A 12,250-nucleotide genomic window follows, 5' to 3' on the forward strand; every position below is an offset into this window, starting at 1 on the left:
ATTGGCACCAAACCTTAATCCTGTCATTACATACCGCTTGCAGCACGCTTAATCGCGTCGTCGTACGCCTTCCAAAGCTCCGGAGATACTCTGGATTCCACTTCTGACCAGCTCTCGCTCATCCGTTTTTTCATCTCGTCCCTGACTGCGGAATCAATCTGAATGTGTTGGCAGCCTGCATCCTCGAAGACCTGATAGAGCTCCTCGGAATGCTGATCGGTAGCAGCCTGGCAGGCCTCCACGCCTGCTGCCACAGCGTCTTCCACAACCGCTCTCTCCTCGTCAGTCAGACTGTTGTAGTAGTCCAGATTAACCGCGATGGGCAGGTTGTGGAACAGATGATTCGTGTCGATGATATATTTCTGCACCTCGTAGACTTTGGTGGCATAGCACAACTCCACGGGGTTCTCCTGCGCCGCGATAACTCCCTGCTGCAAAGAAGAATAGATTTCGGTGTAGGAAACCGGAGTTGGGTTAATGCCCAACGCTTTCCACGCCGCGACATAAATGGGATTTTCCTGAACACGAAGCTTAATATCATTAAGATCAGATATCGCATTAATTTTTTTGTTGGCTGTCAGTTTACGAAAACCCATGTCTCCCATGCCAAGGACCTTAATATTATACTGTTCAAGTTCGCTATTCAGCACAGCCCAAAGTTCCTTGTCATTGGCAACCTTGCGTCCGATTTCCTCGTTATCAATGGCAAACATTTTGTCATACACAAAGAACGGGGCCGCATAGGGCGCATAAGAACCACAAGCGGAAATATACATTGAAATTGTACCTGCCTGGACCGCTTGCACCCCCTCAGAATCTCCCACAAGGGATGCATTTGGATACACATCTACATCGAAAAGCCCGGAGTCTTCCATTGTTTTTTCGATTGCGTCACACATCTCGCCATAGCAAGTATCCGTAGAAACAACATGGGCGATGGTGAATTTCTTCTTGTCTGCCCCATCGGACCCGTCGTTACCGCCGGATTCCGGGGAATCTCCACAGCCTGCGAAGCTTAGAACCATAATCAGCGTAAGTACAACAGCTATTATTCTCTTTACGTTTTTCATTTTCTTCTCCTTTATTTTTATTCTCTTATCGAGAGCTATCAAACCAACCGGTTACGATCAAATCAAACACGTGCTAAAAAAGGGGATGAACGTAATCAGCGCCAGGGCCAATAAAAACATCAAAATCAAAGGCACTGCCTTCTTTGAAATGCTTACGACTGGAACGCCGGACATTGAGCTCGCCGTATAGAGGTTTATCCCCACCGGCGGGGTAGAGAAGCCGATCGCCAGGTTCACGACCATGATGATTCCAAAGTGGACGGGGTCGATGCCAAAGCTCTGCGCGATGGGAAGCAGGATAGGCGTCAAGATAACGATGGCGCTGCAGCCTTCCATGACCATGCCCACAACCAGCAAAATCAGATTGATCAAAAGCAGGAACACAATCTTATTTTTCACAACACCCAGCACAGCGTATTCAATCATTTGTGGCGCGCCCACCATGGCCAGAATCTTGCCAAAGACCTGAGCCGCCGCCACGACAAACATCATCGTTGCTACCGTAGACAAGGTATCCCGGAAAATATCCGCGTAGTCTTTCAGCTTGATCGTGTGATAGAAGAATGTGCAAACGATGAAGGAATATACGCAGCCTACAACCGCCGCCTCCGTGGGCGTAACAATGCCCCCATATATGCCTCCCAGAACCAATATCGGCATCAGCAGAGCAGGAATGGAATCCAGAAAAACCTTTCCAAACCCTTTTGCACGCAACTTAGTATAGCTTGCATTCAACTTTTCTCTGTCTTCTCCCACAAGTTTACAGTACACAAAACAATACAGGCAGAGGCAGAATGCGATCAAAACCCCTGGCAATACTCCGGCCAGAAACATGTCGCTCACTGAAACATTCGCCGTCAGCGCATACCAAATAAATGGAATACTGGGCGGGATAATGACGCCCAACGCACCGGCCACCGCAACGAGCGAGGCGACGAACATCTTGTCGTAGCCCAGTTCAACCAGCAGCGGGAGGCTCATCGCGCCCACGGCCGCCACTGTAGCCGGACCGGAACCGGAGATTGCGCCGTAAAACAGGCAGGTGACTACCACCGTCATGGGAAGGCCGCCGGAGACCTTCCCGATGAAAAACTCGAAAAACTCGAACAGCCTGCGGCTAAGCCCGCCTTTGCCCATAATCAATCCGCAGAGGACAAATAGCGGCACCGCCAAAACTGGAAACGAATCCATCGCTGTCACCATAGAGCGAAAGATAAACTGAGATTCCGTTGCAATCCCCGGAAAAAGAAGCGGTGCGGAAAGACAAGTCAGTACAAGGGCCGCGCCTATGGGAACGCTCAATAACAATAGGCTCACAAAAATAATGAAAATCCATCCAATTCCGGACATCTCTCACTCCCCCCTTTTCTCCGCTGCTAGTGATCTTTTCTTTTTTATGACCCCTATATATTTTTCAATCATACGAAAAATTGCCAAGCCACAGCCCAGAAACAGCGACGTGTAAATAATCCAAAGAGGAATCTCCAGTGCGGCGCTTTTCGATTGCAGCCGCATCATGCTTTGGATCACTCTGACGCCCGGCATCAACAGCGCCGCGCAGAAAATCACATAAAACGCGTCCGAAATCACGTCCAGCGCTCCTCTGATTTTCGGGAAAATGACGCCCAAAATATCAACGCGCAACGCCTCGCCTCTCTTGACGGCATAACTAACGCCTAAATAACACATCCAGATAAAGCTGTAGCGGCAGATTTCTTCAGGGGATGAGAGGGCATGGTGCATGATGTAACGCATGAACACTTGCAATGTCATAAAAACTACAATCGTCATCAAAGCCACACTCATCAAAATCTCTTCAAAATGGTCATCCAAAAATCTGATTACCTTCACGGTGCACCCTCTTCCTTACACGAAATTTTTTTCAACTTTGCTATAATCATATCCGCCGTCAAAATAGATCTGTCTGAACACGGCTTTTCCGTTCTTCAATGTCATCATAGGGACAAACACCTGGGCCGCGTCTGCACTTCCCCCAAAACGATCCACAAATTTTACCCTGCGAGTCTGCACTTCAAAGATAGCAATATCCGCCTTATATCCCGGTTTAAGCTCTCCGACTTTGCCGAGTCCCAAGTGCCTGGCCGGATTGACCGTCACCGCCCTGAAGATATCAATCACACTCATTCCGCACAGCAGCGACACGCACATGGGATACAGGATGTTAAACCCAGGGCGCGTATAGACATTATAGTCGACTATATCAGAGGATATAAAATCCGGGAAAAAGCCGTCGCGATATGCCTTTTCCATGTGATCCAGGCACCAGTGAATGGACCCGGTTCCCGAGGAGAACAGCACCCCGCGTTTTCTGGCTTTTTTCACGGCTTCGATTACCGTCCCGTCCTTATTGAAAATCGTGGGGCCGAGATTTTGATACGGGTGGGTGTAAATATCACCGGGGCGCAGCAGCTCCAAAATTTCTTCAATTTTTACGGTTTTCGGTATATTAGCCACATGCACCGCTACCGTACAAAAATGACCGGCGGCGTTCAAGTCATCAGCCAGTCTGACCGCGGCCTTTAACGGTTCCAAACCGTATTGCATGGTATGCTGCGATAACCGAACCTTGAGACCTCGCAGACAATCCGGATATCTATCAAACAGCCGAAAAATTTTCTCTCCGTCAATGGCCCCGGGATCTTGGTCTTCTTCATGCGTTGCCGTCACCGTGACGCCATTACCTGAAATATGCAGATACACCTTAGTGTCTGTCTGGCATCGCAGTATATTGGACCGATAAAACGCCTCGAAATTTTCTACCCCGGTGGAACCTGCGTCGACTGTAGTCGTGACACCTGAACAGGGACAGATCATATCCGCATTCAGGCCCAGACTTCCAATTTCGTACGCCCAGTGAGCATGTTCGTCTATCAATCCCGGAACGACAAGCATACCATCTGCATCAATGACCCTGTCTGCGCTTGTTTCTTGTTTCAGGTCCGGCTCCACAATATAACCATCCTGAATGTAAAGGTCTTTCACCGAGCTTCCCCTGCATTCAAAGTCAAAGACAGTCCCATTTTTGATGATCAAATCATATTTCAAATTGATCATCCCTCCCTTTTTAATTGAGCATAGCGTTCGTCTATCTCTTTGACCTTATTCCCAATCTTCGTCTCGTCTTCTTTCTCAATCACATCCTGCGGCCAGATGACTCGTTTATCTGTAAATCCGCGCAGCGAGATCGCATACTTAGCTGCGGCCGTGGCATTCCTTGACATCCCCAGGATTTTAGAGGATTCCCGAATTATCTCATTGTATTTCCAAGTCAGATCCATGTCTTTGCTGCGAGCCGCCTCGTAAGCGGACGTGAACATTCCGGGAAAGCAAGGCGCAAGCGCCGGCACAAAGCCGTCAGAACCCATCAAAATCGAAGAAAGTGCCATACCGGTCACACCCTGCATCACGCTGAAGGGTGTATCCCGATAGACCGAAACCACTTGCATAAAATCTGCATAAGCGCCAGAGCTGTCTTTATAGCCTTTTACCCGTTGGTCGAGCTTCGCAATGCTCAATACCGTTGGCACTGTCAGCTTTACGCCTGTAAAGGGCGGGATGTTGTAAATAATCAAATCCACATTGGTTTCTCTCAAAATCTTCTCAAAATGACGGATCGTCTCATCCTGCGACGTATGTCGGTCATAAAAAATAGGGGTTACCGCGGCACAGGCTCCGCCCATAGCTTCCAGCTGTTTAATGTTTTCGACTACACGCCTGGTACTGGTATCCATTACACCTGCAATAACGGGAACCCTCCCTTTTACCTGATCAAGCGCGATGCGAATGGCACGATTGCGTTCCGCCTGGGTCAACGCCATGGTTTCCCCATTGGTCCCAGCCACGAAGATACCGTGTAATCCGCCCTCAATACAGTAATCAATGAGCCTGCGGAAACCGTCCTCGTCAACGTTTTCTTTTTCGTCGATTGGTGTAATGATCGGCGGAATGACACCATGATATTTCTTTTCCATCCAACTTCCTCCTCACAAAAAATTTTCTGAATTCAGACTTGCCTATTATAAGAAGCAATTATGATGCCAAAAATCATCTCTAATCTATTTTTGTTCTTTTTCCCCCGCATAGCTGTACTTAAAACGATAAACGAGACCAATTAATCCCGATGTCCCGCCATATTGTACTGAGCGTTAACTCAGTTTTACCTGTTTACCCCACTTTATCCCAGCATTATCCTGTTGGCAGCGCCGCACAGCAATTGCATTTTGCAATTGCTTTCGCATTTTGCATTGCTTTTTTTCTCTCGACGGATATAATAGAAGTCACAGGGCTTATTATTATTATTTGAATGTTAAATTTTGTGGATTCCAGAAGGCGGAGCAGCCTGCAAGGGGGTTACAATATATGGACTATTCGATCGCTTTTATTCTGCCCAGCGCCACTGCATGTGAAACTATAAAACGAGTCTTGCATCGCATGAATTATGAATATCCCGTATATGCAAAGTCGAGAAATGATGCGGTGATAATCGCCCGGGAACTGTTACCGCATGGTCTGCGCATGGTTGTTTCACATGGAATTACCCTCTCCTGTCTCAACGAGAAACTTCCCATCCCCACCATGGAAATGCCTTTCAGCGGGCTAGATACTCTGATTGCAGTTCGCACCGCCCTGGGTCTGCCCGGGAAAAAAATTGTCCATGTCGGAACAAAGCACCTCTATTATCATATTCAAAAGAGCTTACGTATTTTGGGGGAAAAGGAGGACCTGATCTCTTTTTGCGAGTTGACGCAGGAAATATCCCAGGAAGAAGTCACACAGAATCTAATTGACGAGGGGTACGATATTTTTATTGCCGGGATTACCGTAGTCAATTACGTCAGACTGAAAGGAAAAACAGGACTGGAGTTCGATCTGGATGAATTGGGAGTGGAAGCAACAATTGTAAATGCTCAGACAGTGGTGAACAATATGCTTCGATTGGAAGAACGAAATGAGTACGATAAAGCAATACTGCACGCCACCTCCGACGCTATCATCGCGCTCGACTCATCGCGCCGCATTACGCAGGTCAATCCCGCGGCGTTGGACATTATACCCGCTCCAGTCCACGCGCTCACAGGGCGTTCGATTGCCGAAGTGCTATCGAAGTACCGGCTGACCGACATTGAATCCGGTCAACCGCAGGGTTTATCAAACTCGACCCCCATCCTGATTCAGGAGCTTCCCGTCATGGTGAGAGGCCATCAACAGGGCAGTGTCATCTCCATGAAACGTGTCTCAGACATTTTTGATTTGGAATATCAAGTAAAAAAAGATTTGCTTCTGAAGGGCCTGGTTGCAAAATACACTTTTGATGATATTCAGGGAATCAGCCAGGCGATCCGTGACATTAAACAGCAGGCCGCTGTTTATGCGGGCTACGACAGTCCCGTCCTGATTTACGGCGAGACCGGAACCGGAAAAGAACTGTTTGCGCAAAGTATCCACAATGCCAGCAAGCGCAAAACTCAACCGTTCGTTCCGATCAATTGCGCCACACTGTCTGAAAGTCTGATTGAAAGTGAGCTGTTCGGCTACACGCAGGGGGCTTTTACGGGCGCCAACAAAAATGGGAAAAAGGGCCTTTTTGAACTTGCAGACAAGGGTACCATATTCTTGGATGAAATCAGCGAGATTCCCATCCTTATCCAATCCAAACTCCTTCGGGCCATTCAGGAGGGAGAGATTATGCGCGTAGGCGGTGACAAAGTCATCCACGTCGATACACGTGTGATATGTTCGTCAAACAAAGATCTTCTGCAGCTCATACAGGAAAAACGATTTAAAGATGACCTATATTATCGTCTGTGCGTATTGGAAATTGATATTCCTCCTCTGCGCGAGCGAAGCGACGATATCAAATTCCTGGCCTTCTCTCTAATGCGCAGTTACGCAAGAAAGTATGGAAAGATCATCGACTCGATTGAACCCGAGGTTTTGGAATTCCTTGTAAATCTGCAGTTCCCAGGCAATGTACGGGAACTACGAAGCATCATCGAACGAATGGTGATTCTATGCGATCAGCCGACTCTGGACGCCGCAACGTTGAAAAAATGTCACATCCGCATTACAAATCAGAGCTCTCCTGCATGCCCGGAGGACTCTCTGAGCGTTAAGAATGCGGAGCAGCGTTTGATTTCGGAGGCATTGAAAAAAAGCAACGGGAACAAGGCCGCCGCAGCCAAAATGCTCGGGATAGATCCTTCTACCCTGTATCGAAAAATCAAGGCATACGGCGTACTATAATGCGGAAGGCTTTTGCGCCGTCTCCTTGAATCCAGGCCCCATCCGGCGGACAAAAAAACGCGGACAGGCTCACTGCTTCCTGTCCGCGCTCTGGGGAGCCGGAAAAACCGGCCCGTTTTGTCTCGTGCTATTGACTTGTCACAAAGGCGCCGCCCGCAGCCCTGTTAAAACCGCGGACGCCTGTCAATCTCCATTTTAATCTTTTAGAATCCGTCCGGCTTACCCGGCCGGTCCATCCCCGCACGCCGGACAGCTGCACGCCTCCGGCTTGAAAAAACTATTTCTTCAGGCTCAGGATCTCTCTGGCTTCCGCCGGGGTAGCGATCTCTCTTCCCAGCAGCTTGGCGATGGCTACCGCCTTTGCGACCATCTCTCCGTTGCTCTTTGCCAGCACGCCTTTTTCAAGATACAGATTGTCCTCGAATCCCACTCTCACGTGGCCGCCCAGCGAGATAGTGGCGGCAGCGATGTGCCATGCGTTCTTTCCCAGTCCGGTGGCGGTCCAGGTGGAACCCGGCGGAAGGCTTCCCGCCATGAATACCAGATCCCGCAGGGTCGCGCTCATCTGCACGCCCAGAACGAAGTCAAAATGCAGCGGGTGGACCAGCAGGCCCTTCTTGTCGGCTTTCAGCGCGATATCGATCATGCCCTTGTCGAACACTTCCAGCTCGGGCTTGATGCCTCTTTCCTTCATGATCTTCGCAAAGTTGAAAACTGTGTTGTCTGTGTTGATGAAGATCTCGTCTCCGCCGAAGTTGCAGGTACCGCAGTCCAGGGTGGCGAATTCAGGCGTCGGCGTGATATCCGTAGACTGGAGTCTCTCCAGATCGGTCATGCCTACCGCTCCGCCGGTGGACGGCTGAATGATAGCGTCCGGACAGGCCTTGCGGATCGCGTCCACCGCTTCCTGGAATCTGCCTTTGTCCTGTGTCGGAGTACCGTCGTCCCATCTCACGTGAAGATGGATAACGGAAGCGCCGGCGTCGTAGGCAGACTTCGCTTCCCGAACGATCTCTTCGATCGTGTAGGGAACAGCGGGATTCTGCTCTTTGGTAACTTCCGCGCCGCAGATCGCAGCACTGATGATCAGTTTTTCCATTCTCTTCTCCTTTTCTGATTTTATGAATAAGATAATGTACCGCCCCGATCGAAGGCCGGGCCGGTCTGTTTTATGTAAGCGGCACGGAGTGTGAAACCGTTCCGCCGACTATCAGTATATCACATGAGGGGGACTGTTTTCCACATGGATTTCGGCAATTTCGCCTTTTCCTTTGATTTATCCCTTCTGAAGCTCCCTGTCGTCGCTATCGACGTCCTGCGCCTGACATCCCGAAATCGGGCAATCCCCATCCCGAGCCGGGCATCCGGGCCGGGCAACCGGGGATCTGGCTCCCGGCTCCGGCTTCCGAAGTTCCCACCTGCTGTCATGGCGCCTGCGGTATCAGACCGTCTCTGCTATTACGGCCATCATGCGGCGTTACGGCAGATCCCGGTGGATCAGTACCACCCGTTTTCCCTCTTCTTTGAAACGGCGGGCGAATTCGTTCGCCATGGTGACGGACCGGTGTTGGCCGCCGGTGCACCCAAAAGCCAGCACCAGATGGTACTTTCCCTCCCGCGCATACATGGGGATCAGGTCGTTGACCAGCTTGTGGATCTCGTTCACGAACATCTGGCTCTCCGGAAACTTCAGCACGTAATCCTGGACCTTTTTGCTGTTTCCGGTGAGATTTTTCATGCTGGCCAGATAAAACGGATTGGGGATAAAACGCACGTCAAATACCCAATCTGCGTCCAGAGCCATGCCGTGCTTATACCCGAAAGATTCCAGAGTGATCGTAAAGCTGTCGCCGTTCTCGCCTTCTGAGAGCAGTTTTTTGATCTCCTCGTTCAGCTTGGCCGACTTCATGGTCGAGGTATCCAGAATGTAGGACGCCTCCTTGCGGACCTCCGCCAGCTTCTCTCTCTCCGCCTGGATCCCTTCCAGGATCGATCCGGACTGAGACAGGGGATGCGCCCGTCTGGTCTCTTTATATCTGCGGATCAGGACCTCGTCGGAGGCCTCCAGAAACATGATCTTGAACTTCACGTCCATGCGCTTCATCTCGTTGAGACTTTCCTTGAAATCGTCGAAAAATTCGCCGCCGCGGATATCCACTACGAAGGCGGCCTTCTCGATCTTGATCTTATCCTGTACTGTCAGGTTCATGAAATCATTGATCAGCGCCGGCGGCATGTTGTCGATACAATAGTACCCCAAATCTTCCAGACAGTGCGTCGCCTGGCTCTTTCCGGCCCCCGAAAGCCCCGTCACAATCATTACATCCATCATACTCTCCCGCCCCCTTTATCAAAACCGGCAAAGCGCCGGTCCTATCCCGTAAATTTTCTCTGAAGCCTATATGTCCGCCCGGTTCTTTCGCGCCGGTCCGACGGCTCGTCTCACTTCCTATGACTGTCTGCCGCGCCGCTTTTTGTAAACGGCGCGCATATCCTTTTTCCGGTAATTTTCCGAAATGCGGTAACGGTTCCTCTGCTTCTTCTCCGTCTCGGGCAGCCGCGCCGACGGCTCCCCGTGCCGGCGGCCCCAGAGCAGCGCTTCGGTATCGATCCCATCTTTCGTTCCTTCTGACGGCGATTCATCCGTTCGCTTTCCCATGCCCGTGGATGCCGGCTCCGGCGCGTATTCTGCGCTAAATGCCGGTAGATCTTTACCCAGTTCAGACCGATCCTCGATCTTCCGGGCGGGATTCCGGACAGGCTGGCGTTCCGTCTCCGGCCGCTGCTCACGGGAAGGTTCCTGCTCTTTTGCGGGCGCAGTGCTGATCTCCCGGACGGCTTGTCCCCGCTGCGGATCTGCGCTGTTGTCTGCTGCATGAGCGGCTTTGTTATCGACAGACCGGATCCTCTCCGCCTGATCTACAGCCCCTTCCTCCGCACTTCTGCCGCCGCCAGCGGCAACGGCAGCGGCGGCGGTCTCAGCCATTGCTCTCAGGTCAGAAGCAGGCGCTTCCTTTTCGATCTGAGTGGATTTCTCTCTCAGCCCGTCCAGGATCTCCCGCTGGCTGTCACTTCCGCTGTCGCCGGCAGGCCGGGCGGCGTTTTTCACTTCCTCGATGTTCACGATACGCTCCGGGGAAAGCCCCGCCTGCATTGCTCTCTCCAAGGCCTTCTCAAAGGTTCCCACCCCCTCCGGCGTGTGCGCGTCGCTTCCGATGACAAAAGAGACGTCGTATCTCGCCGCGATGGCGATCCCCGCTGCCGACAGATCTCCATGATAATTGTTGATCTCCATCCAGGTGCCCGTCTCCTGACAGGCGCGGGCGATACTGTGGATATCGAAGGGGCCTTTGTCCCCGGGATGGGTCAGCACCTTCGGCCGGTTGCGGCGCACGGCCGCAACCATCAACTCCGTATTGACGCGGCGAAGCCTATCCTCAAACGGTTCCCGCCCCAGTCTGCGGATGTTTCCACGGAAACTTTCCGCAAAATTCCAGACGGAACGCAGATTTGTATAGATCCAGTTTGCCCCGTGGATCTCAGCGGCATTCACCGGTTCCTCGCCGAATATCCCGTAATGATAACCCGCCATGACATAATTGAACCGCTCAAAATCCTCGGGCTTCACGTCCAGCAGCCCGGATGGATTGATAATATTCGCTTCCACCCCAAGCAGGATCTTGATATCCCCATACTTCTGCCTGGCCTCCTCGATCTGCCCGCGCAGTGTGGGCAGGCCGTCCTCAGGCAGACCGTAGGTAATATGCCCCGGACCGTGATTCGAAATTCCCACGCAGGAAAGCCCTTTCTCCCTGGCGGCCAGCACATTCTCCTCAACCGTTCCTTTCGCATGGAGGATCTCCCTGCCGTCGCTCCGCTTCATTACCGTGTGCGTATGCAGATCGAAAGTCATGCGGTATTTAGCCAATGATCCTCACCTCCGGCTCCAGCCTGACGCCCTTTTTGTCATAGACCGTTTCCTGAACCACGCGCATGAGGTCCAGAATGTCTCTGGCTGTGGCGCCGCCTTCGTTGACGATGAACCCGGCATGCAGTGGCGACACTCTGGCCCCGCCCAGCGACAGCCCTTTCAAGCCGCACTCTTCGATGAGACCGCCTGCGAAATATCCCTCCGGCCGCTTGAAAAAGCTCCCTGCGCTTGGCAGATTTACCGGCTGTTTCTCGTTGCGCCGCGCCGTCAGATCCCGCATCGTCTCCCGGATCTCATCCTGATCTCCCGGCTTCAGCAGCAGTTTTACACCCACGATGATCTCTCCCGTCTCCTGAAACACGCTGTGCCGGTAACCAAAACCCATGTCTTCTGTTTTTCTGTCTTTGATCATACCGTCGGGCCGCAGCGCCATAGTGGAGAGCACCACATTCTTCATCTCGCCGCCGTAAGCGCCGGCGTTCATAAATACCGCGCCGCCCAGACTGCCCGGAATGCCCGACGCAAACTCCAATCCCGTGAGCGAGTGTTCCATGGCTGCCTTTGCCACTGCGGAGAGCAGCATGCCCGCCTCCGCGAAGACGACGTTTCCTTCCACCCGGATCCGATCGATACCCGGGCCGATGCGGATCACCACGCCCTCGTAACCCCCGTCGCGAAACAACAGGTTCGACCCGTTTCCCATCACCATGTACGGCGCCCCTGTGCGGCCGCATACTTCCACTGCAGAGAAAAGCTCTGCCATACTGCCCGGCTCCACCAGCAGCGCGGCGTTTCCGCCTGCCCGAAACGAAGTGTACTCTTTCATGGGGCAGTCCGGCCGCAGCCTCTCCTCATCTATATTCAGCGCCATTTCTCTGTAAACCGCTTCAAAATCCAAACCGTTTCCTCCCTTTTCATTCTGTCTCATTCCCCCACCGGCTCTCTGATCCGGGCTCTGTAGCATTCCCGAACGCCGATCATAATT

10 protein-coding genes are annotated in these 12,250 nt (G+C 51.9%); 1 reads left to right on the plus strand and 9 read right to left on the minus strand.

The window, feature by feature from the left end; all coding sequences use genetic code 11:
- Window positions 1-26: 26 nt before the first annotated feature.
- From E0E37_RS00740 to E0E37_RS00760, 5 genes are read right to left on the minus strand one after another with little or no spacing between them, the layout of a single operon-like run.
- A complete protein-coding gene (locus tag E0E37_RS00740; RefSeq protein WP_130861069.1) occupies window positions 27-1,070 on the minus strand; it encodes a TRAP transporter substrate-binding protein in 1,044 nt (347 codons plus the stop codon).
- A gap of 57 nt (window positions 1,071-1,127) precedes the next feature.
- The gene (locus tag E0E37_RS00745; protein WP_130861070.1) at window positions 1,128-2,420 is read right to left on the minus strand and encodes a TRAP transporter large permease; all 1,293 of its coding nucleotides are present in this window, start codon (window positions 2,418-2,420) and stop codon (window positions 1,128-1,130) included.
- A gap of 3 nt (window positions 2,421-2,423) precedes the next feature.
- On the minus strand, window positions 2,424-2,921 hold the full coding sequence (locus E0E37_RS00750; RefSeq protein WP_130861071.1) for a TRAP transporter small permease: 498 nt from the start codon (window positions 2,919-2,921) through the stop codon (window positions 2,424-2,426).
- Window positions 2,922-2,936: 15 nt separating this feature from the next.
- Window positions 2,937-4,145 (minus strand): amidohydrolase family protein, encoded by a 1,209-nt coding sequence (locus tag E0E37_RS00755; protein WP_130861072.1) that lies wholly within the window; start codon window positions 4,143-4,145, stop codon window positions 2,937-2,939.
- Window positions 4,142-5,062, minus strand: coding sequence for a dihydrodipicolinate synthase family protein (locus E0E37_RS00760; protein WP_130861073.1), 921 nt, complete (start codon window positions 5,060-5,062; stop codon window positions 4,142-4,144). Before E0E37_RS00760 ends, E0E37_RS00755 begins: the two co-directional genes overlap by 4 nt.
- 388 nt (window positions 5,063-5,450) lie before the next feature.
- On the opposite strand from E0E37_RS00760, the gene E0E37_RS00765 reads away from it, so the two are divergent.
- The gene (locus tag E0E37_RS00765) at window positions 5,451-7,334 is read left to right on the plus strand and encodes a sigma 54-interacting transcriptional regulator (RefSeq protein ID WP_130861074.1); all 1,884 of its coding nucleotides are present in this window, start codon (window positions 5,451-5,453) and stop codon (window positions 7,332-7,334) included.
- Window positions 7,335-7,611: 277 nt separating this feature from the next.
- Here E0E37_RS00765 and kce read toward each other — a convergent pair whose 3' ends face one another.
- From kce to murB, 4 genes are all read right to left on the minus strand, one after another.
- Window positions 7,612-8,433 (minus strand): 3-keto-5-aminohexanoate cleavage enzyme, encoded by an 822-nt coding sequence (gene kce / locus E0E37_RS00770; protein WP_130861075.1) that lies wholly within the window; start codon window positions 8,431-8,433, stop codon window positions 7,612-7,614.
- 378 nt (window positions 8,434-8,811) lie between these two features.
- A complete protein-coding gene (gene rapZ, locus E0E37_RS00775; RefSeq protein ID WP_330548518.1) occupies window positions 8,812-9,666 on the minus strand; it encodes an RNase adapter RapZ in 855 nt (284 codons plus the stop codon).
- Window positions 9,667-9,783: 117 nt separating this feature from the next.
- A complete protein-coding gene (locus tag E0E37_RS00780; RefSeq protein ID WP_130861076.1) occupies window positions 9,784-11,262 on the minus strand; it encodes a PHP domain-containing protein in 1,479 nt (492 codons plus the stop codon).
- The gene (murB, locus tag E0E37_RS00785; RefSeq protein WP_246019593.1) at window positions 11,255-12,163 is read right to left on the minus strand and encodes a UDP-N-acetylmuramate dehydrogenase; all 909 of its coding nucleotides are present in this window, start codon (window positions 12,161-12,163) and stop codon (window positions 11,255-11,257) included. The genes E0E37_RS00780 and murB overlap by 8 nt, the downstream gene beginning before the upstream one ends.
- Between the last annotated feature and the right edge of the window lie 87 nt (window positions 12,164-12,250).

The sequence above is a fragment of the Bacilliculturomica massiliensis genome (genome assembly GCF_900605495.1).
In the GTDB taxonomy this organism is placed as follows: Bacteria; Bacillota; Clostridia; order Peptostreptococcales; family Anaerovoracaceae; genus Bacilliculturomica; species Bacilliculturomica massiliensis.